The 23,582-nt window shown below is 59.7% G+C and carries 22 protein-coding genes and 1 pseudogene; 2 read left to right on the forward strand and 21 right to left on the reverse strand.

Features of this window, described 5'->3' with window-relative positions:
• Positions 1-36: 36 nt before the first annotated feature.
• The 3 genes and pseudogenes from L0U83_RS39515 to L0U83_RS39525 all read right to left on the reverse strand — a co-directional run.
• Positions 37-420 (reverse strand): annotated as a pseudogene (locus tag L0U83_RS39515) (IS4 family transposase); the annotation flags it as partial.
• Between the two features lie 397 nt (positions 421-817).
• Positions 818-1,366, reverse strand: a complete 549-nt coding sequence (locus tag L0U83_RS39520) for an IS630 family transposase (RefSeq protein WP_233890041.1) — start codon at positions 1,364-1,366, stop codon at positions 818-820.
• The gene (locus tag L0U83_RS39525; RefSeq protein ID WP_233890042.1) at positions 1,363-1,869 is read right to left on the reverse strand and encodes a helix-turn-helix domain-containing protein; all 507 of its coding nucleotides are present in this window, start codon (positions 1,867-1,869) and stop codon (positions 1,363-1,365) included. The genes L0U83_RS39520 and L0U83_RS39525 overlap by 4 nt, the downstream gene beginning before the upstream one ends.
• 235 nt (positions 1,870-2,104) lie before the next feature.
• Here L0U83_RS39525 and L0U83_RS39530 point away from each other — a divergent pair, with 235 nt between their 5' ends.
• Positions 2,105-3,160, forward strand: coding sequence for a hypothetical protein (locus L0U83_RS39530; RefSeq protein WP_233890043.1), 1,056 nt, complete (start codon positions 2,105-2,107; stop codon positions 3,158-3,160).
• 280 nt (positions 3,161-3,440) lie between these two features.
• A complete protein-coding gene (locus tag L0U83_RS39535) occupies positions 3,441-4,886 on the forward strand; it encodes an IS1182 family transposase (RefSeq protein ID WP_233890044.1) in 1,446 nt (481 codons plus the stop codon).
• A 248-nt stretch (positions 4,887-5,134) separates the two neighbouring features.
• On the opposite strand, the gene L0U83_RS39540 is transcribed toward L0U83_RS39535, so the two are convergent.
• The 18 genes from L0U83_RS39540 to L0U83_RS39625 all read right to left on the reverse strand — a co-directional run bounded on the left by L0U83_RS39540 (position 5,135) and on the right by L0U83_RS39625 (position 23,564).
• Positions 5,135-5,545 (reverse strand): hypothetical protein, encoded by a 411-nt coding sequence (locus L0U83_RS39540; RefSeq protein ID WP_233890045.1) that lies wholly within the window; start codon positions 5,543-5,545, stop codon positions 5,135-5,137.
• 35 nt (positions 5,546-5,580) lie between these two features.
• A complete protein-coding gene (locus L0U83_RS39545; protein WP_233890046.1) occupies positions 5,581-5,949 on the reverse strand; it encodes a hypothetical protein in 369 nt (122 codons plus the stop codon).
• Positions 5,933-6,232: a TrbM/KikA/MpfK family conjugal transfer protein gene (locus L0U83_RS39550; protein WP_233890047.1), complete on the reverse strand. Its 300-nt coding sequence runs from the start codon at positions 6,230-6,232 to the stop codon at positions 5,933-5,935. The genes L0U83_RS39545 and L0U83_RS39550 overlap by 17 nt, the downstream gene beginning before the upstream one ends.
• A 344-nt stretch (positions 6,233-6,576) precedes the next feature.
• Positions 6,577-7,161 carry a hypothetical protein gene (locus L0U83_RS39555; RefSeq protein WP_233890048.1) on the reverse strand — a complete coding sequence of 195 codons (585 nt, stop codon included), beginning with the start codon at positions 7,159-7,161 and terminating at the stop codon, positions 6,577-6,579.
• Between the two features lie 608 nt (positions 7,162-7,769).
• Positions 7,770-8,060, reverse strand: a complete 291-nt coding sequence (locus L0U83_RS39560) for a hypothetical protein (protein WP_233890212.1) — start codon at positions 8,058-8,060, stop codon at positions 7,770-7,772.
• A gap of 171 nt (positions 8,061-8,231) precedes the next feature.
• A complete protein-coding gene (locus L0U83_RS39565; RefSeq protein WP_233890049.1) occupies positions 8,232-8,480 on the reverse strand; it encodes a hypothetical protein in 249 nt (82 codons plus the stop codon).
• 77 nt (positions 8,481-8,557) lie between these two features.
• Entirely contained in the window at positions 8,558-8,806 is a 249-nt protein-coding gene (locus tag L0U83_RS39570; RefSeq protein ID WP_233890050.1) for a hypothetical protein, read from the reverse strand.
• A gap of 76 nt (positions 8,807-8,882) precedes the next feature.
• Positions 8,883-9,152 carry a hypothetical protein gene (locus tag L0U83_RS39575; protein ID WP_233890051.1) on the reverse strand — a complete coding sequence of 90 codons (270 nt, stop codon included), beginning with the start codon at positions 9,150-9,152 and terminating at the stop codon, positions 8,883-8,885.
• A gap of 598 nt (positions 9,153-9,750) precedes the next feature.
• Positions 9,751-14,523 carry an Ig-like domain-containing protein gene (locus L0U83_RS39580; protein ID WP_233890052.1) on the reverse strand — a complete coding sequence of 1,591 codons (4,773 nt, stop codon included), beginning with the start codon at positions 14,521-14,523 and terminating at the stop codon, positions 9,751-9,753.
• A 229-nt stretch (positions 14,524-14,752) separates the two neighbouring features.
• Positions 14,753-15,184 carry a hypothetical protein gene (locus tag L0U83_RS39585; RefSeq protein ID WP_233890053.1) on the reverse strand — a complete coding sequence of 144 codons (432 nt, stop codon included), beginning with the start codon at positions 15,182-15,184 and terminating at the stop codon, positions 14,753-14,755.
• A 17-nt stretch (positions 15,185-15,201) separates the two neighbouring features.
• On the reverse strand, positions 15,202-15,897 hold the full coding sequence (stbB, locus tag L0U83_RS39590; RefSeq protein WP_233890054.1) for a StbB family protein: 696 nt from the start codon (positions 15,895-15,897) through the stop codon (positions 15,202-15,204).
• Between the two features lie 62 nt (positions 15,898-15,959).
• The gene (locus tag L0U83_RS39595) at positions 15,960-17,543 is read right to left on the reverse strand and encodes an LPD7 domain-containing protein (RefSeq protein ID WP_233890055.1); all 1,584 of its coding nucleotides are present in this window, start codon (positions 17,541-17,543) and stop codon (positions 15,960-15,962) included.
• Entirely contained in the window at positions 17,536-19,176 is a 1,641-nt protein-coding gene (locus L0U83_RS39600) for a type IV secretory system conjugative DNA transfer family protein (protein ID WP_233890056.1), read from the reverse strand. The genes L0U83_RS39595 and L0U83_RS39600 overlap by 8 nt, the downstream gene beginning before the upstream one ends.
• Before the next feature lie 2 nt (positions 19,177-19,178).
• A complete protein-coding gene (locus tag L0U83_RS39605) occupies positions 19,179-19,526 on the reverse strand; it encodes a hypothetical protein (protein WP_233890057.1) in 348 nt (115 codons plus the stop codon).
• A 60-nt stretch (positions 19,527-19,586) separates the two neighbouring features.
• Positions 19,587-20,663, reverse strand: coding sequence for a P-type DNA transfer ATPase VirB11 (gene virB11 / locus L0U83_RS39610; protein ID WP_233890058.1), 1,077 nt, complete (start codon positions 20,661-20,663; stop codon positions 19,587-19,589).
• Complete coding sequence (gene virB10 / locus L0U83_RS40775) at positions 20,663-21,925, reverse strand: type IV secretion system protein VirB10 (protein ID WP_233890059.1); 1,263 nt, start codon at positions 21,923-21,925, stop codon at positions 20,663-20,665. Before virB10 ends, virB11 begins: the two co-directional genes overlap by 1 nt.
• A complete protein-coding gene (locus L0U83_RS39620; protein WP_233890060.1) occupies positions 21,922-22,728 on the reverse strand; it encodes a TrbG/VirB9 family P-type conjugative transfer protein in 807 nt (268 codons plus the stop codon). The genes virB10 and L0U83_RS39620 overlap by 4 nt, the downstream gene beginning before the upstream one ends.
• Positions 22,725-23,564 carry a VirB8 family type IV secretion system protein gene (locus tag L0U83_RS39625; RefSeq protein ID WP_233890061.1) on the reverse strand — a complete coding sequence of 280 codons (840 nt, stop codon included), beginning with the start codon at positions 23,562-23,564 and terminating at the stop codon, positions 22,725-22,727. Before L0U83_RS39625 ends, L0U83_RS39620 begins: the two co-directional genes overlap by 4 nt.
• Between the last annotated feature and the right edge of the window lie 18 nt (positions 23,565-23,582).

The raw sequence follows: 23,582 nt of genomic DNA on the forward strand, positions 1-23,582 counted from the left end.
GGCTAACTACGTCAAACGCATTTGATTACACACACCTCATTCGTGTAGTTCGCGGGCGTACTTGAGACCAGCGGCGAAATCCATCACCCGCTGCAAGCCTTGCCAGATGGTTTTGACGCCGGGTTCGCCGTCGCCTTTGCGAGCCAGGAAGCCGCCGAGCATGGAGACCAGCCGCACAACCTCATTCAGGCGCGGTGACGTCCTGGGCGGCTTCTGCCTGTTGAGAATGAATGCCGCGCGCCACTCATCGGATTCGAACAGCAGTTCTGCGTCGAGGTCGGGACATGTACGACCCAGCCGCATCAACCGGGCAATGCACCATGCCACCAGGATGAACAGCGCCAAGGCGCGCTCGAGCTGCGCCATCGATGTCAGTTGCAGCGCCTCGACCTGACAGCCGCTAACGCGCCACCTTCGCCGAGACCGCTATTTCTTCATATACTAGGGCAATCGAACAGCCAAGGAATTTCTATGAAGTCACAACAAATTCATGGGCTTTATACGGCGAACCAGATCCGGAAAACACGCGCAACCTTGCGGGTCGTCGCCGGTTTGCGCGGCCGACATGAGAGATAGTGCCGGCTCATTCCTGTGGGCCGGACGCAGTGCATGAGCGGAGGAGCACACGCGATGAGTCTTGTAGCGCTGGGATCTGCGCAATGGCCGCGGATCAAGACAGAGCCTCTTTTTATGGGAGGCGGCCTTAGTTAGGCTTCAGCGGCGGGATCTTATGCTTTGGGGGCCGGGCGTGACCAATCCCAAATTCGAGGAGTGTCTTTCGCCACTTCCCGGCCGAGGCCAGTTCGTTTTTAAGTGTTCACGAAAAATCTATTTGAAAATCGGGGCCGTACTTGTTTAGCAGTGCGTTAAGTTCGGTGTCGATGGTCTCGCGTTTCCATGTCAGGGCGCTTCGCCATCGGTATTTCAGGTGCCGCCATACGATCTCGATCATGTTCAGTTCAGGACTGTGGGCCGGCAGGTAGAACAGGACCGTCTTATGTTCAAGAAGCCAACGTTGTCGTGCTTCCTTGCTAATACCGTGATGGATACTCACGTTGTCCAGCACGATTACAGTGGGCATTCCGGCGGCGCCCGCGAGCACGCCGTCGATGAAGTGCTCGACATTCGGGGCTTTGATCGTTCCGCTATGCGCGGCGTGGATCAGCGTGTTATGGCCGAAGTCCAGCGCGCCGATCACGCTGCGACGGCATTGATGATTCGGCTCGACCTGATGGGGCAAACCTCGTGGTGACCAACTGCGCTGGACAGGCGGCGAAGCATGGAAGCCCGCCTCATCAAGATGCAACAACCGCACGGCACCCTCGCGCGCGGCCTGCTGGAGCTTCTCGAGTGTGGCCTCTTTCATGGCGAACGCTTCTTCATTGCGCTTTTTTTGAGCGAGTAGCGGTTGCGCTTGAACGAAAAACCGTTGCGCTTGAGCGCTTCACCCAGCGTTTCGATCTTGCAGGGCAGCGATTCATTAAGCGCGGCTTCGACGCGTTGTGCGATGCGTCCCAGCGTCAGAGGTTTGGAGCGTGCGATTTCAAGGGCTACGGCAATCTGGGCTTCAGTCAACAGCGCATGCCGGCCGCCGTTGTGGGAGCCCATCAAACCGCATATGCCACGCTCGCGCCACGCGTGCGACCAGTTGTACACGCTTTGACCGCTCACGCCCAGGTCGGCCGCAATGGCACGGGGCTTGAGGCCACGTCCGAGCATCAGCAGGCCCGCCGCACGTGTGCGTGTATCTTGATGACGGTGATTGATCGACATCTGCTGCAAAGTCAGCCCCTCGACAGCCTCCAGCACTACCACACACTTCATCCACCACCCCGGCATCAGTGAAAACGCCAGGTTAGCCAAAATCAAGCGCTTTTACCAGGAACACTTATCCCCGTAGGCCGGTTATCGACTGGACCTCCGATGAATAGAACTTCTGCGCGTCGACTCAATTGTGTGATCGATGAAATGCTAACTGGCCGTTTCTTGGGGAAATGAAATGCTAGTAGGACTCAATTATCCTTGGCCCGCCAATCGGTACATTACCATTGGCCCTAATCTTACTCCCCGTGGGAAGCCACAGTCATGGACTCAAGACAATAAGATGGAAAACAATTTCAAGACGCTGAGGGATGCAGGCATCACCGTAATACGCATGTGGCTAATGGGAAATGGCGCAAATTATGATGGGACAGTCGAGGTTGGATTTGCCAACGATCGAGGGAATTTCTGGGACTTCCATCCGCCGGCGAGTGTGGACAAGTCATTTCTCGAAGATTTCGCCCTTCTACTGAATATTTGCAGGCAGGCAAATGTGCAAATCATTCCTGTATTGATTGATTTCGCTTTTTTCGACGAACCGAAAGGAGATCTTCCATTGGGCGCTGGAAGGTTTGTGCCGACGCACGGCGACTGGCCGGGAGGACGTAGATCTATTGCTGAGAACCCTTCTATCCGCAGGGAATTTATCATAGGCACATTAGAACCTATTTTAAAAATTGCGGCTGCCAATAAAGATGTCATATATGCATTCGAGGTAATTAATGAGCCCGGGTGGTGTATATATCGCTTCACGGGGTCGCTCTTCGGCAAGTCGTTGAAACCCAATGATATGATGGCATTTCTGTCGGAATGCGTCGCTTCGATCAAGGCTTATGGCCTAAAATCTACAATTGGACACCGTTACCTTAGCGACATCTATGGAGAATTTTCATCGGTTAAGGTTGATCTACCACAACATCACTATTATGCCAGCAAGCTCTTCGATTCATTAAACGGAAAATACCCAAGCACGCGTATCGCAAAGATAATCGGAGAATTTGGATCTATTACAGCGAGCGAGTTTGACGCTTTGAAGGATCGCGCGAGCAGAGAGCGCGATCCAACTAGAAAAAAAATCTTGGATAGGCAAGTAAGTGACTTTGATTTGCAGAAGAATCAGTGGCCGGATTTGTCTAATATCGCACCACTAGTGGTGAATTTACCTCGTGACACCGATCCGTCAACCATCCTGGAACTTAGGCTACAGCATCTGGATAGTCTTGGATATCAGCTAGCCATTATCTGGCCTAGTCCGGTCGATCCAGATAGAGAAACAATCGATGACCTTAAACTGGATTCACAGAAGCTTCAGAGTGTGAGGCGATTCACAGGCAGATGATTGAGCGGTTGCCTGGCAGGGCGATACGGAAACCGATGCGACGGTGGCTGCAAGGGTACTGCCAGCTTATACATGTTACATGCGCGAGATACGAGATGCGCCAGTCGACGACGTTATAACCGACACGATAAGTCCGCGCCGATACCGCGCCCACACATTGCAAGCCGTGACGGTTGCGGACGTCCGCTCTCGGCATCGACGGATGTCGCTTAAGGGTCGAGGCTGTGTGAAAACGCATTGATCACCTAAACTGAATCAACGCGTTCGGGTCGGGGGATTCATGAAGCGATTCGTTGAAGGCGAAGACCGCAAGCAGGTAACTTTGTTGCCAGAATGTCTGGATGATTTCGTTACTGAGGATAACCCGGTGAGGATCATCGAGGCCTTCGTCGAAGAGCTGGAACTGGAATCGATGGGTTTCGAAGGTGTCACACCGTCGACTACAGGTCGCCCCTCCTACCATCCGGCAGTGCTGCTGAAGATATACATCTACGGCTACCTCAACCGGATTCAATCGAGCCGCCGCCTGGAGCGCGAATGTCAGCGCAATGTTGAGCTGATGTGGCTCACAGGCCGACTGATACCGGACTTCAAAACGATAGCTGACTTTCGACGAGACAACGGCACCGGCATCCGCAACGTCTGCCGCCGGTTTGTCGTGCTGTGCCGTGATCTGAAGCTGTTCTCACAGGCACTGGTCGCCATTGATGGAAGCAAGTTCAAGGCATCGAACACTCGCGACCGTAACTTCACGACGGGCAAGATCGATAAGCGGCAGCAGCAGATTGAGGAGAGCGTCCAGCGCTACCTGAGTGCGCTGGAAACGGCTGACCGGACGCAGCCGCCCGAATTTGAAGCGAAGACAGCTCGCCTGCAGGAGAAGATCGGGCAATTGCGCGATCAAATGCATCGCCTCGAACAGATCAAAGAAGAACTCAAGACGCAACCGGATGGCCAGCTGTCTCTGACTGACCCTGATGCACGCTCCATGGCGACCAGCGGCAGAGGCTCTGGTATGGTCGGCTATAACGTGCAGGTGGCCGTAGACGCCAGGCACCACCTCATCGTTGCGCATGAGGTAACGAACTCTGGACACGACCGGGCACAGCTCAATCCGATGGCGCAAGCTGCTCGTGATGCCATGGGTAGGAAAAGATTGAAGGTCATCGCCGACCGTGGATACTACAGCGGCCCACAGATAAAAGCTTGCACGGATGCAGGCATTCTCGCCATTCTGCCGAAGAACCTGACATCAGGCGCCAATGCGCATGGCCGCTTCGACAGAGCAGACTTCATCTACATCGCGCGCGATGACGAATACCTCTGTCCAGCCGGGCAACGTGCGATCCACCGCTTCGCACGTGAGGAGCATGGCATGCAACTGCATCGCTACTGGAGTAGTGCCTGTCCTCGTTGTGAAATCAAATCAAAATGTACGCCGAGTGACTATCGACGGATCACCCGATGGGAACACGAGTCTGTACTGGAAGCTGCGCAGCGGAGACTGGACAGGATGCCGGATGCGATGATGGTGCGCAGGCGAACCGTTGAACATGTCTTCGGAACGTTCAAGCACTGGATGGGCTATACGCACTTCCTGACGCGCAGGTTATCCAATGTCAGTACTGAGATGAGCCTGCATGTGCTGGCGTATAACCTCAAGCGCGTGATGGCGATATTGGGATTCTCGCGAACCATGAGGGCCATGCGGCTAGTGGGTGCGTGAGGCACCCAGGCCTTCCAGCATATGCCGGGAAACGGCTTGCGGTAAGGTAGCGCAGCCACCCAACATCTCTCGGTTGATCGATTGATTCCGAGAGCGCAACGCGGCTCTATAGTCGTCAAATCAGATTTTTTGCACGTCAAATCTGCGTTCCGAGTTTCCACACAGCCTCGGTCGTTCAGCGACATTCGGAAAGTCACCTCTAAACGCCTAGCGTACGAAAAAGTCCGAATCTTGCCGGCACCCCGACTTCATCGGCCAGCGTGCCGTGCGGTTCGCAATTCCTTCACGCTCGGGGCAGCGCCGCGCTGTTCCGGGTCAATTCCAAAGTCATGCGGGGTCTGCACAAACGGCTGAAGCCAGTGCCGTTGCGTATCCTCATAACCGGCCGGGCGCAGACGCCGGATAAACCTCGACCAGCGCCGCTCGATCTTGCCACCGAACGTCCCGCGCACACCCAACCGCCCCCATGCTGGAGGAACGGGACTGCTGCCCATGTACGTCCGCACGATCTCCATTGCCACCTGACGGGACATGCCGGGGGCAGAAAATGCGCGGATTACGGCCTTGCGCGTGATGACAACCTCGTTTCGCGTACGCTTCGCCGTACGGTGAGCGCGGCGGGCTTCATGGGCGGAGACTTTCATCGGTTCCAGTTTCATTTCCGGCTGCCGGCCGGTGCGGAGCGCTGCTTGCGCTACTCCTGAGTCGTATAGCACGTGTCACGTCTCGCCTTCCACAGAGCCGTTATCGCGTCGTGGTTGGTCCTGAACGGCCCAAGCCTGCGTGTGTTGCTGCCGGTCGTTCCGGCACCCGGTACATTGATGGATGCGCCCCATGCGCCGGACGGCTCGCGCTCATAGATGCCGACACATTCATACGCATCGACCTCACCAAGGCCGGTGCCACACCGGTGCAGAAGATGCCCGCTCGCCGAGCCCGCGTCACCATTGATACTGCGCTTGATAAAAAACGCACCGTCATCCAGAAGAATCAAGTGGCTAGTCACGAAGCGGCTCTCGCTAACGCTTCCCTGGCTGCGCGCTCGCTCAATACGTTTGTCCATACGCGTTATTAATGTCTGTCTTCCAGGTGCCGACGTCTGACGTGCATTGATTCAGGAATGCCAGGCGTTGTTTGGGCATGGCGGAGAGATCCGGATGACCGTGACGCGTCGGGACGATATTGAAGTAGTCGGCCACTGCGGAATCGCAGCTGCTGCCACCCCCCGAGCCGGATAGCATGCCTGCCAGGCACAAAATCGTCTGGCAGGCATCACTCGCATGAGCCGACGTATCAACGACGATGCCCGATGCAGCAATGACCAACGTCGCAATGACTCTTTTCATAAACAATCTCCCTCGTGCAGTTGTTCGTTCGGACGAACATCGCCGCGTCGTCCCTTAGCGAGCAAAGAACGGGGGGAACGAATGTGTTCGCGTCGCGTAATTATACAGACACTACATTTCTTGGTGCGTCATGATTTGAATATAACCGTGCGCGTTACACCACTCTTATCCCTTTGCGGACGGGCTCAAAGAAACGCATCTCGCGTCGAAGAAGCGCAGGCTTGCTCACTGGATCACCGGCGGCCGCGCGAGCTCGTAACCGCTTCAGGTCTGGCAAGCAAACACAAAAAAGCCCGCAAACGGCGGGCTCGTTTTCAGCTTCAGTGAAGTCGCTCTCTGACGGATCACTTTCCTGGCGTATCGCGGTAACGGTAGCTCAATGCACCTTGCCGTGCGCCAGACTCAAACGTGACCGCGCCGCTCGCCTGCTTCCGATTGGATGCAACGGGAGGGGCAACTCCCGCGAAGTCGAAAGGCGAAGCAGGCTTCTCGACGGGAGGCCAGCTGCACGCACCGGGCACACCCGCGAGCGTCCGGCGCAGGAACCGGAAAGCCACAACCACAAACGCCGATGCCACCACGGACACAACGTACAGGAAACGCAACCGCGCCGCCATTACGCTCTCGAGCTTCGACACCGGGACGAGCGTCAGCTGGGCATCGGGACATGCAGAAAGCGCTTGCAGCGAGGCTGAGACGCCTGGACACGCAGCGACCGAAATAAAGCCCGGCGTTGCTGGGCGCGTCGTCTCCAGCGCTGCAACCCTGTAATAGTCGCTGGCTAGATTAGAAAATGAAAGGCTACTGTCGAACGCCAAAAAGGCAAAGAGCATCAAGGCAGGACCGAAGATCAACGCGCCGAACAGGCCGCGGACCCACGAAGCAAGCATAGCCAAGCTATGAGGCGATCGAGCGGTTTTTCCATTCATGCTAGCCCCGGTGATACAGGAGCCTCCGCGAGTTTCAGCTTGATGCCGGTCGCGCTGCGCAGGTGGGTTGCATTCCTCATCTGTGTGTATCTGACTTATTGTTTGTAACGACGCGTAATGAAAACCAGTTGCAGCGGAACAATCTCACCCCATCGCTCGCCCCCGTCCGCACCTTATGCGCCCAGCTCTCCGGCCTATCGACGACACGTCCTCGTGATATCACACACGAAAAATCACCGCGCGCGGGCGTAGCCGGCTCTGATAGTGCGGCCGCATCCAGCCGCCGATTGCCAACGGCTGCCGGTAAGCGGCATGGGCTGCATCACGGGTGACCAAACCCTATGCTGGGGAAGATGACGAGGAAAGAGTTGTCGCGCTGCGGCGCGCGGACCTTTCGGTGCGAGTCATCCTGCCGGAAATGTGCAGGAAAACGCTGTAATTTTATCGACGAAACATGCCGGACAGTGCTTTGTTTTCTTTCGGATTCTTGCAACATGCGCGGGCATGGCACCGACGAACGAGCGCAGCAGTGCTACCGTTTCTTTCACCGCAATAAATCACCCATGCGCGAGAATGCGCGCTCAAACGTGGCTCGCTTCGCACATCGTTTAGGCGTTCTTTGCTTCCGGATACAAACCGGTCCGTAGCGCCCGAATGGCCGCCTCCTTTCTGAGGACCGGCCCCCAGTTGATGATCGAATACACAGAACCATCCTTGCGGATCGATACACAGGCCTCTTCGCGTGCCTGATCGATCAGGTGCTTCACGGTCCGCCGGTCCAGTCCCACAGACTCCGCGACAAGCTGGATCGTCGCTACGGGCAGAACTTCAATTGCAGCAAGTACAGTCAGCATCCGGCGCAAGTCGCCTTTCGGATAGGGCAGGTGTGAAGGCATCATGAGATTCACGCGGCATCGACAGCTCGCCCACGAGGCAGTAGCGGTGTCTTGACCTGGGTCCAATGAAGAAACCTCCTATTTTACGGTACGACTCTCCCAGCGCAGCGCAATGAAAAAAGGGGACTCCCGCCCCCTCTTTCCTCCACCCATGACTGCCCCACTTTGATCCGATTACGATCGCGGCACAGCGTAACCATCCACATCGTGAGCGCTGGAGTAGTCCCAATTTGCGCCTGTTTGCGGCTCGCCATCGAGCAGCGGATGTCGGATTCCGTTCGAGGAGACATTCCAGGTGTCGTTGGTGTGCATCTGCTTGACGGTCGGTTGCGCGTTAGCGTTTGCGGCCTGCACTTCCGCAGCCTGAGCAGTTACGTGAGAACCTGCGGCGAACGCCAGAGCCACGAAAAGCATCTTCTTCATGATTTTGCTACCCCTTCAATGTGCGAGATTGTTTGGGGAAGGCACACGCCCTCCCCGTCTGGTTTCAGTCAGGCGGCTTACGAGCGCGGCACCGGGTAGCCATCGACATCGTGATCGACGGAGTAATCCCAGTTTGCGCTCGTCTGAGGATCGCCATCGAGCAGCGGGTGACGGATACCGTTTGGCGACACTTTCCAGGTGTCGTTGGCGTGCATCTGCTTGACGGTCAGTTGCGCGTTAGCGTTCGAGGCCTGTGCATCGGCGGCCTGTGCAGTTGCGTGAACACCGGCAGCGAGCGCCAGAGCGACGAAAAGCATCTTCTTCATGATTTGCTACCCCTTCTATGATTGTGGTCGGTTGGGGAAGGCACGCGCCCTCCCCATTTTGTGTCAGACAGGAGGCTTACGAGCGCGGCACCGCGTAGCCATCGACATCATGAGCGCTGGAGTAATCCCAGTTTGCGCGCGTCTGCGGTTCGCCATCGAGCAACGGGTGCCGGATTCCGTTGGCGGAGACGTTCCAGGCGTCGTTGAAGTGCGTTTGTTTGGCCGACGTCGCCTGCGCGGATTGCTTCGCGTCAGTATCGGCAGCGTGAACGTTCCCGAACTGGAAACCTGCGATAACCGTGAGGACTACAAATGCGATCTTCTTCATATTGACCTCTTCAAACAAATTGAGTTACGGGACAAGAACCTAACTGACCTCTCGTTGTTCCCGATCAGTTGTATTCATTCTATGGGCGTTTAACGCTCATGTCAAAGCGTTTTCGGCGGCACTTTATTTCGCGGCATTACAGTTCGTGCGTCTCGACTAGAGAATGCGGATTGAATTTCCCGCGCGCCCTAAGCATTCGCCTCTTAGCTATGAGCGCTGCCTGCGGCGTGTTCCGTTTCAACTCCTCACTTGCACAAAAAACGAATGCCCGCGTTGATCTTACTGGTTAAAAATGGAAACGGTGAAACTTCCGATTCGGTGAATTGTTGAAAGTATTTGAAATGAAAATCGAGAATATGCGGTGTATAGACTTTTGATCTTCGCTAGCAATCGGAAGCGGTCGCGATCGTCACAATAGTCTTCTGTCGGGGAATTCGCAGGGCATCTCGCTGCACGAGTTCGAGTATCTTCCTTCACGTCGATTGGCGATCGATATCCATTTTGTCATCCTGTCACCGCCCGAAGCGGATTTGGCTATCAGGAACGACCCAAGCATAAAGGGGGCTTTCGCCCCCTCTCCTCGAAGAGTCAGATTCTTAGTGTTGCGCTGACTGCACTAACCCCCGTTTGAGCCGTCATACCCTTGAATTGCCCAGGTGACGGAATTCGAGTTGTAGTTCGACGTTGCCGTCACCGTGATGTGGCCGTAAGTGCCTGTGCTCAAACCTGTTGCACTAACTGTGACCGTCGCTTTTCCGCTTGAGTCTGTCGTAGATGAGGAAGCGCCTAGAGTCGCACTGGCGTAACTGTCCACTGCCACGCTCCAGTTAATTGTGGCTCCAGGCAATGCATTCCCTGAACTGTCCGTCACAGTAGCCGTTACTGTCACGGTCTCGTTAGAGCCGCCACTTGCGGTGATGGTGTAGGAGATGCTCTGAATTACAGCGCTGGAACTGGTGTACGTCACACTTGCACTCTTGCTGCTAGCCGTGGCCGATGCAGCCACCGTCGCTGTGCCAGCAGAAGAAGGCGCGGTAAGCGTCACCGTCGCATAACCGCTCGAATTCGCCGTGCTTGAGCTTGCTGAGAGCGTTCCAAGCGTCGTTGACCAGCTCACCGACGCTCCGCTCACCACGTTCCCATTCGCGTCCTCGACCAGGGCGGTGAAGGTGATCGTGCTGCTGCCGTCAGCGGTGCCCGTCGTTGCCGTCTGCGTCAGGGACACCACGCGTGCAGTCGATGAGTCAGCAACGAAGGTCACCGAGGCGCTCTTGCTGCCTACCGTAGCCGCCGCTGTGACGGTCGCCGTGCCCGCCGTGGTGGACGAGGTGAGCGTGACCGTCGCCTGACCGCTGCTATTGGTGGTGCTTGTCGTCGCAGAGAGCGTACCCGCCGTCTTGCTCCACGTCACCGTCAAGCCCGCGCCGAGCGCATTGCCATTTGCATCCTTGAGCGTGGCCGTCAGCGTCGAGGTGCTGGTGCCGTTAGCCGTGATGCTTGAAGGCGATGCGCTCAGCGACGAAACCGTGGCCGTCGAGGTGTCAGCGACGAACGTCACCGATGCCGTGTTGCTGCCTGCGGTGGCCGCCGCAGTAACCGTCGCCGTGCCCGCCGTAGTGGACGAGGTGAGCGTGACCGTCGCCTGGCCGCTGCTGTTGGTCGTGCTGCTTGTCGCCGAGAGCGTGCCCGCCGTCTTGCTCCACGTTACCGTCAGGCCTGCGCCGAGCGCGTTGCCATTCGCGTCCTTGAGCGTGGCCGTCAGCGTCGAGGTGCTGGTGCCGTTGGCCGTGATGCTCGAAGGCGATGCGCTCAGCGACGAAACCGTGGCCGTCGACGTATCAGCAACAAACTCCACCGATGCGGTCTTGCTACCTGCCGTAGCCGCCGCAGTGACCGTTGCCGTGCCCGCCGTGGTGGACGAGGTGAGCGTGACCGTCGCCTGGCCGCCGCTGTTGGTCGTGCTGCTGCTTGCCGAGTGCGTGCCCGCCGACGCGCTCCACGTAACCGTCAGGCCCGCGCCGAGCGCGTTGCCGTTCGCATCCTTGAGCGTGGCCGTCAGCGTCGAGGTGCTGGTGCCGTTAGCTGTGATGCTCGAAGGCGATGCGCTTAGCGCCGATACTGTGGCCGTCGAGGTGTCAGCGACGAACGTCACCGATACGGCGTTGCTACCTGCTACTGCCGTCGCCGTGACCGTCGCCGTGACCGCCGTAGTGGACGAAGTGAGTGTAACCGTCGCCTGGCCGCTGCTGTTGGTCGTGCTGGTTGTCGCCGAGAGCGTCCCCGCCGTCGTGCTCCACGTCACCGTCAGACCCGCGCCAAGCGCATTGCCGTTCGCATCCTTGAGCGTGGCTGTCAGCGTCGACGTGCTGCTGCCGTTGGCCGTGATGCTCGTTGGCGATGCGTCAAGAGCAGAGACTGTGGCCGTCGACGGATCTGCAGTAAATGCCACCGACGCAGCCTTACTGCCTGCCGTAGCCGTAGCCGTAGCCGTGACCGTTGCCGTGCCCGCCGTAGTGGACGAGGTAAGCGTGACCGTCGCCTGGCCGCTGCTGTTGGTCGTGCTGCTGCTCGCCAAGAGCGTGCCCGCCGTGGCGTTCCACGTCACCGTCAGGCCCGCGCCGAGCGCATTGCCGTTCGCATCCTTAAGCGTGGCTGTCAGCGTTGAGGTGGCGGTACCGTTGGCTGTGATGCTCGTTGGCGATGCGCTCAGCGCCGAGACAGTGGCCGTCGTCGCGTCCGCCACGAACAGTACGGCTGCGGTCTTCTTGCCGGCCGTTGCCGCAGCTGTGGCCGTCGCCGTGCCCGCCGTGGTCGAAGTGAGCGTCACGGTCGCCTGGCCGTTACTGTTGGTGGTGCTGGTGGTCGCCGACAGCGTGCCCAGCGTCGTGCTCCATGCAACCATGACGCCCGAGCCGATCGCATTGCCGTTCGCATCCTTGAGCGTCGCCGTAAGCGTCGTGTTGCTGCTGCCATTGGCGGCAATCGTTGAAGGTGAGGCCGTCAGCGTCGCCACGTTCGCCGTCGAGTTATCCGCCGTAAAGGTCGTGCTCGCGCTGGCCGTCGCCGACGAGGAGCTATCGAGCGCTTGCATCGTAACCACCCCCGCCGTGGTCGTAGTCACCGTTGCAGTCGCTTCGCCCGCACCGTTGGTCAGTGTCGTTGACGAAACCAATGTAGTGCCACTAGGCACGGTCCATCGGACAGTCTGCCCCGCCACGCCTGCGCCGCTGTTGCTCGTTACCGTCGCGGTAAACGTCACACTGTCCGCGCCATTCGCGAGCGCTGATGCCTTTGAGGCCGCGAGCGTCAGCTGCGTCTCACTAACCGTCACAGTCATTGTGTTAGAGGTGACACGCGTCCCGTCTTTCTCCTGGCCGACAAGGCGCAGATCATACGTATTCGTGCCGCCCGGCGTGTAGGCAGGGAGATTCAAGGTACCGCTGCTGCCGCCGCCATAGGCTTGTGCAAACGAGCTAGCCGTGCCCTCCCACGAGAGCGACTTGAAGCCCACGCCCGAATACGCGTTGACCGCAAACCGCACAGTATTGTCCGGATAGCCGCTGACGCTCGACTGCAGGCTGATATGGCCTTGCTTCTTCTGGTACTGCAGTACGATCTCATTGTTGCGGTTCACGAGATCGAGGCGGCTAAAGCGGATCTGTCGCGACTCGCTCACGCCTTCAGGGTCCAGTTGATCCTTCAGCGGCACACCCATGCGGTAGGCAAGTGTCGCCATTACGCCGCCATCCGAATGGCCGCCCTGCCCGCGCCGGTAATTGACGTCGAAGCCAATAAGCGGCACCGGTTGCCAGGTCAGTCCAACCGTGACGGCGCTGGGGCTCTTCTGGAGAGCACTGGAGCCAAACAAACCCACGTTGTCGCCATAGTACTTTTCGTACATGAGCTTCATGCCCAGTTGCGGAAACCGTGGCAGATAGCCCTCCGCGCGGATATCCCAGCCGTTGGCGGGTCGCTCCCGGTATCCCACGATGTCCTCGGAATCACGCCAGTTCGTCAGGCGCATGTAACCGTTCGCAGACAGCTTCAGATAGTCCGTCCACGCTTCGAGGCCCACGCCCAAACGCTGATGCTGACGCGTCACGTCACGGTCGTAGAAAACATTGGCACCAAGCAGCCAGCGGTAATCGTCAACATAGGTGCGCATGCCGAGGCCGAGATTGGCAGTGTTCCGGTAATAGGTGCTCAACGCGTTCGAGCGCCGGTAGCCCAGTTGCGTAAACCAGACAGTTTCTTTTGTCTGTTTGAACGCGACCAGCATATCGAGGCTGTAGTCGTGAAACTTGTTGCCACCGCCGATGTTCAGCCGCGTGGTGCCGAACTGGCGCAGATACTTCTCGATTGCCGAATCCGCTGCCGAGCTAACCCGCTCACGCAACATGTCCGTCGCGTTCTGCGACTGGGCGTTGTGCGACTTCTCCCACTGGCCGTGCGGTGCGCTCGCGTCAGAATCCGACGCCGCAATCGCCATCGCCGCTTCAAAACCATTCATTGCTGCTGTGCCGCCCGGTAGCGCTCCAGGCACAATCGCCCCACCCGCAACAGGCGAGGTGAAGGAAAGCTGCAACGGTGCGTCAGCCAGCGCTGACTGACGTGGCGCATCGAACGCCAGAGCCGACCCCGTCATAAAACGTTCGCCCGAAGCGGCGGTCGGTCCGACATGCCTGACGCCACCCGCTGCTGCCGGACTAACGCTCGATGCCGTGACTGCCGCGGCCGCCGCCGTAGCAGCAGCGGCTGAGGCAACGACGCGCCGTTGCGCGCCAGACGAAGCCGCATGCGATGCCAGCACGACGGGCAATACGGGGTTGGACGAAGCGATCGTTCGCGACTGAGGCGTTACCACGGCTTGCTGCGTCGCGGGCGGGACGACCTGCGAAGCGGCAACGGCCGACGAAGCCGGGACTTTCGGTTCCACCCGGATCGCCGCCGCCGCAGCAGCAGCAGCAGCAGCAGCAGCCGGCTTGAGTACGCTCAACCCACGAGCGCTGGGTGCAGCAATTTTCTCGAGTTGCGCATTGACCGTCTTGCCCGAAAACGGCTTGCCGGATACGGCGGGCGCCGATCCAACGGCAGCCGCTTTGCTCGGGCTGTCACCTGACACGGCAGACGCCGCTTGTGTGCGAGCCGCAGCAACTTCGGGCACGACCGGACGCGTGGCAGGAGTGCGATCCTCCGCTGTCACCGTGCGCGACTCCGTATGCGGGGCTTCGGCTTTCGAGGCACCTGCAGTGCTCACGCTCGCGGCCTGCGTCGCACCAGGGGGCGCCACCGAATCCGGCTCGAACTCAACCCAGCCATCGTCGCCCGTCGCGGCATCAACCGATACGGTATTGACCGGAACCCAATCTCCTGTCGGCTGCGGCTTCATGGAGTCATCCCCCGCCCATGCACGCACAGGCATCGCCATCAGCAATACAAGCATCAGCAGGCAGGCAAATGCCGAGATCGCAGCAAACCGCGACCTGTTTTCCTGCCGACCAGTATTCGCACCAATACTGAGATAGTCCGTCATTATGATTAGGGTTCCTAATTTGTTATAGGTATGACCTTGCGACGCGCTGGGTGGCGTCCCCCGCCCAGCGCGCGATACGCCCTGTTTAGTGCGTCAGGTGAAGTCCCGCGAGAAGAAGCCCGCCCACGCCTAACGCTCCCAGCGCTCCGAATAGCGCAGCAATCGCCAGATCGCGGATACGCTCACTGCGGCTGTCGTTCGCGGCCTTCGCGACCTCTTCACGGAAAAGCTTGAGGCTGTGCGCCGTTGCAGCGCTCGCGACCTCGCCAAGCAACAACTCGCGGAGCGCGGAAACCTCCCTGGTTGCGTTCACGAACTGCGCCACGCGTTCATCGGCCATCCGGGCAAAGCGCAGGGCGGCGAACTCACCGCCCTTTTCGATCTCTGAACGCGCGTTAGGAACCGCCGTTTCCAGTGCGCGCACCAGTGCATCGATATTCTGCGCAAGCGCGATAACCTGCCCGACAGCCTCTTCGAGCATCGCATCGCGAAGACTCTCAATCTGGTTTCCGTTCATCGCTCAGCTCGCCGCGCTTAACGTGTCAGAATGGCGAACACACGATCGTGTTCATCCTTTACGCTCGCGGCCAGACGCTTGCGCGAGATCATGCGAGCGAGGCGCTGCCGTTCGGCCGCATCTGCCCCGGCAATCATGGCGCGATAATCGGTTTCGTCCGCAGCGAGCGCGACGATGCTCTGGTCCGTACCGCGCAACAGCGAATAAATTTCGTTGCTGTAGATCGCGGCAGCTGGGTCGACGACGCACGCGCGCGCCTTCTTGTGCCAGTTGAAAATCGGCGCGAACTGCGATTCGACCGAATGCCGCTGGTTTACCCGGTTGAATACCACCCGGATCTTCTGCGCAGGCACTCCAATTTCAGTCGAAAGCGCATCGATTGTGGCGATGGTGTCCACCATCTGCTTGTCGTCGGGCACCGTCGGCACAATGAAGAAGTCGAGGTCTTCATGCGCACCGTGAAAGCTGCGCAGCCCCGATACATAGTCCTCCACATTTGACGCGCCCACGTCGCTGATCGAGTCGGTCAGCGTGAGGACGCCCTCCTGGATCTCGCGGAACTGATCGCCGCGGATAGTCGCGCCATCGGAGCCATCTGAATTCACCGATTCAATGCGGATGATCGGCGCGTCCGGCATGCGCGGGGCAAACACGTGATTGGCGATGGTGCTCTTTCCAACGTTGCCGCTGAAATTGACGATTGAAACGTGCATGATTGGATTCCTGAAAAATTGATTGGTGTCAGGGGCCTGCCCGGCCCCCGACCGGGGCTCGCCTAGCGCTCGATGTCTGACGGGACTTCGGGTGCAGTCTCAGCTGCGCGCGCCGGTGCCTCCTGCTGCATCTTTGCCGCCTCGACCAGAATGCGGTCGGCCTTGGGTACAGGAATCGCAAGCGGTGTGTCTGCCTTGCGCGCTTCCTCAATCTGCCGTTCCATGTCGTTGCGGAATCGCGCCTGGACTTCCGGCGAGAACCCCTTGATGCGCTGTTCGAGCACCTTGCGCGCGGTATCTGCCGACAACGCGTCGAAGCCGGGACGCGCACCGGCCTGGATTGCCCTGCCGCGCTCCATGAATGCTGCTCGTGCAGCCTGCACCGCCGCCGCATCGTCAGCCTGCGGCGCTGCGGCTTTTTCCGTGGCGGCCTGGGGCTCTGCGGGCTTCTCCGCGGCCGCACGTGCCTGTTCAGCGGGCTTTTGTTCAGCCGCGCGGGCGCCGGCGGACACCTCCACCGTGTTTGCCCCCTCGCTGCGCCCCGCCTCGCGCTCTCCCGCCGAAATGCGCATTTCCTCGCGCGCCGCCTGCAGCAGCGCCCGGTCCTGCGCCTTCGGCTTGAATCCGGTCGACTTGATGCCTGCCAGTTCCGCTGCAACCCATGCCTGGCGACGGAATTCCTCGCTGCCTTTGAGTTGGACCTCGCCCCAGTTTTTCGCCTTGGCGACTTCGATCATGCTGCGCACAACCGCCTTGTCTTCGCTATCCGTCGAAAGCTTGCGGCCCTTGTCGTGGAAATGCACAACCTCCGTCTGACGATGCAGATACTTGCCGTCGAAGGCAACGTACTGTGCGACCACCGATGCAGGTACCTCATAGCCTTTTTCGCGGAAAATGGGCGCGGCCTTGACCTCGTTGCCCTCACCCTCTTTCCCGCCATCAGCCGCCTGCTGGCCTTGTGCCTCGCGGCCTGTTTCCGTCGCTGCTTGAGGCGCCTGAGCCGGGCCTTTTCCCACACGGCCGCCATTCTTCTCCAGCAGCGCTGCCAGATCCGCCTGCGCACGCTCGAATGCCTCGCGGTCTTCGGCGCGCGCAAGACGCGCGCGCTCGAGATCCGGCTGAAGCGTCGGCTGGGCACGAGTCTTGTCCGGATCGTTCGCCGCGTTGCGGGCGTTGTCATCATTCGCGGCAGCCGTGCCGATATCGAGCGGGGCGATGCGCGGGTTATCGGCGGTCTCGATAGTCGGCAGGCCGTCATCCAGACGCGATTCCAGCGCATCCTCGATTTCGCGCTCGGGATGCAGGCGGTGCGCTGCGCGCACGAACCTGTCATATGTCTCCAGAGCTTCGATAAACGCGTCGTACCGCTCCGCGGCTTGCGGAAAGTCATCATCGCGCGCGAGGCTCGCCTGCGCACGCGGATCGACGTCGGCCGGGTTGAAGTCAGGCTGCGAGGCGATTGTCAGAAACTCGACGACGTTCAGTGCGCGTGCCGCAACCTCGATCGGGCGCAGACCATCGGCATTCCGGCCGTTCACATCGTTCGCCGCCTCATCCCATGAGGACGTGACACCCGGCTGGACCATTCGATACGGGTTTTCTCTCGCCAGACCACCCTGGAATCCGATTTCGTTGTTCTCACTCATGGTTTGCAACCTCCCTTGATTCAGTCAGAGTCTTGATTTCTCGGAGAAACGGCCACGTACCACACATGGCCTCGAAGATTTCGTCAGCGTTCGCGATGTCCTCGGCCTTGAGCAGCGCCAGCTCATCGCGCGTGACCTCCCGTATCTCGGGCTGCACCGCACGCGCCTGCAGCCGCTGCGCCCACATCGACTCGATATCGATCTTCGGCACGGGTACGCTCAGTTCGCGCAACTGCAGCGCGGCAAGCTCCAGCTGGTCCTGGTCTGGCATGCGTTCGCCAAGGGCCGCAAGCGTCGGGCTTTGGGCCTTGAGCAGATCGATGAAAGCGCGATCCTTGTAGAAGAGGGCTTTCTCGCAGCGGATCGGCTTGCAGTTCTCGGTGATGATGATTTCCTCCTTCTGCGGCATCTCGCGCAGTTCCTGGGGCATCATCAACGCGCGCTTTTGCTCGGTCTGGCCGTTGTTCTTCGTCACGCCCTTGCCTGTGCTGCGGCCACGTGAGCGCTGGACTGCCGTGAAATAGCCCAGCATTTCCGAATACTCCCGGGCATCGGCCTGTTCGCGCGGGGGATAGAGAATCTGCATGCCGTGGTTGGTGACGAGCGTGCGCGCGCCATCCTTGCCGTACATGTCCTCGCGCTGCAGCTGCGCAACGCTCTGGATGATCGTGACCAGGCGCATGTTGTAGCCCGCGATATACGCGTTCGACTGGTCAATGATTCCGATCTTTCCGACCGCGGCCGCCTCATCGAGAAACATCGCGCACTGGTACTTCAGCGCCGGGTTGTCCTTGGGCAGCTCGCGCATGTTCAGCTTGATCAGCTGCGAATAGAACAGGTTGATCAACTGTGCGGCGTCATCAAGCCGGTTCGGCGTCACGCCAAAGTAGATCGAAATGCGCTGCGAGCGCACAGCGGACAGATCGAAGTCCGAAGCGCTCGTTGCGGCGTCGACGACAGGATTCGCGAACACCAGCAGCGGCGCGTTGAACGTCGCGGTGACGTTACCCAGGGTGTTGTCCGGAATGCTCAGGAAGCGGTTAAAGGCATCCACGCAATCGGGACTCAGGGCCGCACCCGCTGCGCTCGCCGTGGCGCGCGTGCGCAGGACTTCCTGCACGAACTGCTTGATCGGACGGCCCGCGCCTGAGCCCTGACGGAAAATCTCACCTAGCGTCAGCGGCAGGCCCGGCGTCTCCATCAGGTACAGCGAGAGTGCGAGGAACAGGTTGCGCGCGCTGTCGTGGAAAAACTTCGTCTTCGCCTCAACCCGGCTCGGCCAGAAGGCTTCGCCGATCGACATCACTTCCCCGATGCGCAGGTGCGGCGGAAACGACATCACCGCATCGAACACGTTCCACCGGTGCGTCACGCCGTCTTCCGAAAACGGCGCAAACAGGAACACCTTTTGCCCGTGGGCTGCACGGACCTTTGATGTGTACCGGAAGTTTTCCAGCTTCAGGTCCAGCACCACGACCGAATCGGGATAGGTGAGCAGATTCGGGATCACGATACCGACACCCTTGCCGGAACGCGTGGGCGCGGCGAGCAGGACGAACTGCTGGCCGTAGTAGACGAGGTAGCCCAGGCGCTTGTGATAGCCAACGATGATGCCCGGAAAGCGGTGGCCCATGCTCAGTCTCCCACCAGGCCCGCGCGGCGGATCTCGCTATCACGCGCGAAGCGCGCATCGCCGTGCAGTGCGCGCCGCCCGAGTGTGGCGACGGCCAGTCCGGCAATCACAACCGGAATCGCAGTGATCAACACCGCAATCGCATTGCACAGTACCAGCACGCGCTTGACCTGATGCACATCGCCGTAGGCTCGCCAGTAGTCACGCAGCGTAAAGAAGCCCACGGCAGAATCAGGCAGCTTTTCCAGGCGAACGAACGCCAGCCCACCGACATACATGCCGCCGGCGCAAAAGAGCGCCACGAGCAGCAGCACCACGACAGCCAGTATGAGAATCCTGTTTCGATCCATGTTTCCCCAAACCTCCGCAATTGAAATTCGTCGGCCTGCACAGGCAGGCCGGTACACGTTTCACTTCAGGCCGTTGAGCAGCAGGTACTTTTCCACGGGGTCGTAGTACAGCTTGGTCAGTCGCTTGCGATCCATGAACACCACCAGGTCGATCGTTGTCTTCGCTTCACGCAGAATGAAGTCATAGTCAAGACCCAGGCCGACTTCGCTTTGTTTGACGAGGGTCGCGATACGCGCGAACGTCTCCCGCGGACCGTTGGCGTGGATGCTGGTCATGCCGCCTTCGTGACCGGTATTCAGCAGTCCGAGGTAGTCCCACGTTTCATCGCCGCGAAGCTCTGCCAGATACACGCGATCGAACTTCATCCGCAGCGTGGACTTCACGATTTCCTTGGGCGGCAGCGCCGCGCTGTAGAACATGTGAACCTTGTTCCACTGGTTCGGAAGACTGAGTTCGTGGGTGTCCTCGATGGTGCCAACGCGCGTATCAGGGTCGACCAGATCCGCGAGCGCCTTCATCAGCGTCGTTTTTCCGGAGCCGGTACCGCCCACAAAGACGATGTTCAGCTTGTGTTCGATCGCCAGTTCAAGCAGCCGGCGCACGTCACGCTTCTCTTTTGCCTGCAGCATCTCGATCTCGAACGGCTTGAGATCGACGTTCGCCGGAATCGCCTTGTGATACGAGACATCAACGAAATCCTTGAACGCTTCGAAGCGCTCGTAGTCATCCATCGAAAGGCGCACCTTGCTCGGGATACGGATCGTGATCGACACCGTGCCTTCCTCGCATGCAGGGTAGATCAACACCTGGCAACGTTCGCCGTCCGGCAGCACAATGTTCTGGATCGGCGACTGCGCGGTGAGATGCTTGTCATTCATCACGCACAGTGCATTCGCCAGATTGTTCAGGGCGTCGAACGTGCATTCCGGCGCTTCGTGCAGGCTCCAGCCATTGCGCCCTTCCGTTGCAATCTGCCCCGGCCGGTTCACGACAACTTCAGTCACGCCTTCCGTTTTCATGTGCCGGACGATCCCGGTCTGCTTGAGCAGGCTTCGTGAGGTGGTCGTCCTGTCCCAGCGGCCGACAACGCTTTCAAGTTCCGTGACGGTGCTTTCCACTACGGCTTCGGCTTCCATTACTGCCCCCCGTCAACGCGCACGCGCTCATACACATCGCTAAAGTCGACGTCCTGAGCGACGTAGATGTTCACCTGATCGCCCTGGTTCGAGTACGCGGTAGGCGGAATGCCAACGGAGCTTTTCAGGATTTCCGCTGCCATCGACTCGGTGGAGCCCGTCGTTGTCGAGAACGTGACACCGCTGTTGCCGACAGACTTGTTGGCAATAGCCGAGCCAAAGTCGGAAATGAGGCTCACGAGAATCCCGCCGCCGAAGCGTGCGAGCCAGTGGTTGTCGACGTACGCTTCCATGCCGCTACCGCCAAGCGAATCCGTCACAGGCGAATCGAGTTCCACCTTGACCGGACCATCGTCGATACGGGTCCACAGCACCATGATCCGGGCCTGTCCCTGCGTGAGCGCCGTACGTTGCTCACCCGTTACGTCCGCACCCTTTCGGATGAGCAGCGTGCGTCCGTCTGCCGAATAGACGTCCCGGGAAACCTGGCAATCGGTCATGCCGGGATAGGTGGTGTTGACCTTGGTCGACATCACGCATCGGATGATCGTGCTCTTCTTCAGCAGGTAAGAAAGGTTCGGCAGGAAGCCTGCCTTGCGCACTGCAGCCCTCGAACTCTCGGAGCCCTCCAGCTGCTGGTCGAGCGGATTCGTCGACTTCTGCCCGGCAAGCCCCCCGCCGCTGCCGGGAACCAGTTGCGCCGCGGCCTGCTTGACCATCCCCTGCACGCCGCCGTCATTCGCCGCGCCGTCCGAGTCCTTCTTCCCGTCGTCGAACTCCAGTACGCCGCCCGCCAGACGCCGTTCCTGCGGCGTCTCCGGATGCGCCGCCTGAGCGCCGTAGGGATTGGGCACGGTGCCCTGCTGTTGCGCCACATGGATCGGCGCCACGATCGATGCGGACGCCGCTGACGCGGCGGCGGCGTGCGCGGCTGCCGCCTCCGACGCTGCGCGCTGCATGGCCTGATCCTGCGTCTCCTGCGCCTTCACGCGGGCTTTCAACGACCCGAGATCGGTCTGTGCGCCCGAACCCGCCTGGGCCTTATCTTTGCGCTGTTGTTCGACTTCCTTGTGCGCGGCCTGCCGGGTGGCTGTCATGCGCTGGATGGTCAGCGCAATCGTCGCCACGATGAGCGCGATCAGCACGGCACCCACGGCGGCAAACACCATGCCTCCAATGCGCCCTTTCCGACGGCCCGCGATCACGGGCATGCCGCGATCTTCGGCTGCGTCTTCGACGATGTGTTGGCTGTTATCGCTCACTCGCCCTTCTCCTTCGTGATACGGACCTCGCCCGGAACCGTGGTGCCGGAGCGGTTGTAGTGACCTTCCGGCGCGTAGGCGTCGTTTCGGATGCCCAGTACCGACTTGCCCAGACGGATCACAAACTGCGCCGCCGTCTCGTGCACAACAATCGTGTCGCCCTCCATGTGGTACGGCGCCAAGCCTTCGGTGCCGTCCGGCAGGATCGCAAACACCTTCGGCAGATCGCGGCCCGTGTTGTATTCGAAGTACGTGAATGTCCCGTTATCGAAGAGATGCGTAGGCTTCAGGTCGACATCGCCGCGCATCGAATAGTGCGCATTCCGTGGTCCGGTGTTCACTGCACTACCGGCGAGCACGTCTGCTGCCGCCTGACGCTTCTTCGCTTCTGCAGCCATCCTCTTGTTGCGCGTATCCGGATAGTCGAAGCGCAGCGCCCACGTGACCGCATCGTTCCGGCCCGCCGACTTCAGCGACAGGACGTAGCGGCGCTTGTTGGTAACGATGAGAAAGTTGGTGTCCGGCTTGATCTGCGCAGGCTTGAGCAGAATCCAGCTCGCACCCTTGGTCGCTTCCCAGGCCTTTCCGTCGCCCATACCCGCACCCTTCGTCTGGACGGACTCGCCATCCTCGAACTGGATGAGCGTCGCCTTGCCCGAGGTTGTGGTGATCTGGAAAACTTCGTTGGGGTCGTACTCGGCGCACTGCACATTGGGATCGGTGCCGCACGGGCCGGGCACAGTCAACGCAAAGGCGGGCGTCCATACCGCGAACAGGAGCGCCGCAAGAATCGTCAGTTTCATTGATTACCTCCTGCCGCGACCGCTGATGGATCTCCGCCCTGCTGGCTGGCTGGCGTGCGCGACAGGTCGCGGTCAAGCCGATAGCTAAGCACGCGGAACCCGGTCGGATCGACGTCCTGCTCGCTGGTCTGTTCCGGCACGTTGTCGTGCTTGTAGGCGATCGTGGCAACCCAGTATTCAGTCTTTCGCGGAATTGCCGTGTTCAGCGGCACCAGTTCCTTGGAGAAGAACACCTGGGCGGTGTCTCCGATAAAGGTGATTACGCCCACGTGCGCAATCACGCGCGCCTGATCCTTGAGGATCTTTACCGGCGACGCGGGTCCCTGAATAAACCCTTCATACAGGTCCTTTTCTCGTGCGCCGCTCATGACCTTGATCGCATCGTGCAAGTCCTGGATCGTTTCCCAGTCGTAGCTTTCCCGCATCTCGACATAGCGGCGCAGGTCGGCCCGGTCGTTCTTCTCTGTCCACGTCACACTTCCGTGCGCGGTTGTCGGCAGGACAGTGACCGTGCCGTTCGCGTTGTCAACGCGAAGTACTGCGGGAGGATTCGGACGCTTTAGGAGTACTAAAACCGACATGCCAATAACGGCGAGCGCAGCGATCACGCCGAATCCCACCGCGAAGCGGATAGCCAGACGGCCGACTGCCCGCTGGGTTTCAACCTTCGAGCGCTCGAATTCGCGCGCCTGCTTCAGATACCACTGGCCGATCTCCCGATCCTCACCGGCGGGACCGGCGGCGAGAACCGAAGTCAGTCCGGGGACCGCCGGAGCGGCGCCGGGTACCGGGGCCTTTTTCTTGTCGAGCATTCGGTTAATTGCTTGTTTGAGCATGCTTCATTTCACCGTAGG

The sequence above is a fragment of the Paraburkholderia flagellata genome (assembly GCF_021390645.1).
Lineage (GTDB): Bacteria > Pseudomonadota > Gammaproteobacteria > Burkholderiales > Burkholderiaceae > Paraburkholderia > Paraburkholderia flagellata.

Excerpts from the sequence above, each read along its gene's own strand:
- L0U83_RS39520 (WP_233890041.1), bottom strand. The coding sequence starts at position 1,366 with ATGAAAGAGGCCACACTCGAGAAGCTCCAGCAGGCCGCGCGCGAGGGT.
- L0U83_RS39530 (WP_233890043.1), top strand. The coding sequence starts at position 2,105 with ATGGAAAACAATTTCAAGACGCTGAGGGATGCAGGCATCACCGTAATA.
- L0U83_RS39535 (WP_233890044.1), top strand. The coding sequence starts at position 3,441 with ATGAAGCGATTCGTTGAAGGCGAAGACCGCAAGCAGGTAACTTTGTTG.
- L0U83_RS39540 (WP_233890045.1), bottom strand. The coding sequence starts at position 5,545 with ATGAAACTGGAACCGATGAAAGTCTCCGCCCATGAAGCCCGCCGCGCT.
- L0U83_RS39545 (WP_233890046.1), bottom strand. The coding sequence starts at position 5,949 with ATGGACAAACGTATTGAGCGAGCGCGCAGCCAGGGAAGCGTTAGCGAG.
- L0U83_RS39550 (WP_233890047.1), bottom strand. The coding sequence starts at position 6,232 with ATGAAAAGAGTCATTGCGACGTTGGTCATTGCTGCATCGGGCATCGTC.
- L0U83_RS39555 (WP_233890048.1), bottom strand. The coding sequence starts at position 7,161 with ATGAATGGAAAAACCGCTCGATCGCCTCATAGCTTGGCTATGCTTGCT.
- L0U83_RS39560 (WP_233890212.1), bottom strand. The coding sequence starts at position 8,060 with ATGATGCCTTCACACCTGCCCTATCCGAAAGGCGACTTGCGCCGGATG.
- L0U83_RS39565 (WP_233890049.1), bottom strand. The coding sequence starts at position 8,480 with ATGAAGAAGATGCTTTTCGTGGCTCTGGCGTTCGCCGCAGGTTCTCAC.
- L0U83_RS39570 (WP_233890050.1), bottom strand. The coding sequence starts at position 8,806 with ATGAAGAAGATGCTTTTCGTCGCTCTGGCGCTCGCTGCCGGTGTTCAC.
- L0U83_RS39580 (WP_233890052.1), bottom strand. The coding sequence starts at position 14,523 with ATGAAGCCGCAGCCGACAGGAGATTGGGTTCCGGTCAATACCGTATCG.
- L0U83_RS39585 (WP_233890053.1), bottom strand. The coding sequence starts at position 15,184 with ATGAACGGAAACCAGATTGAGAGTCTTCGCGATGCGATGCTCGAAGAG.
- stbB (WP_233890054.1), bottom strand. The coding sequence starts at position 15,897 with ATGCACGTTTCAATCGTCAATTTCAGCGGCAACGTTGGAAAGAGCACC.
- L0U83_RS39595 (WP_233890055.1), bottom strand. The coding sequence starts at position 17,543 with ATGAGTGAGAACAACGAAATCGGATTCCAGGGTGGTCTGGCGAGAGAA.
- L0U83_RS39600 (WP_233890056.1), bottom strand. The coding sequence starts at position 19,176 with ATGGGCCACCGCTTTCCGGGCATCATCGTTGGCTATCACAAGCGCCTG.
- L0U83_RS39605 (WP_233890057.1), bottom strand. The coding sequence starts at position 19,526 with ATGGATCGAAACAGGATTCTCATACTGGCTGTCGTGGTGCTGCTGCTC.
- virB11 (WP_233890058.1), bottom strand. The coding sequence starts at position 20,663 with ATGGAAGCCGAAGCCGTAGTGGAAAGCACCGTCACGGAACTTGAAAGC.
- L0U83_RS39620 (WP_233890060.1), bottom strand. The coding sequence starts at position 22,728 with ATGAAACTGACGATTCTTGCGGCGCTCCTGTTCGCGGTATGGACGCCC.
- L0U83_RS39625 (WP_233890061.1), bottom strand. The coding sequence starts at position 23,564 with ATGCTCAAACAAGCAATTAACCGAATGCTCGACAAGAAAAAGGCCCCG.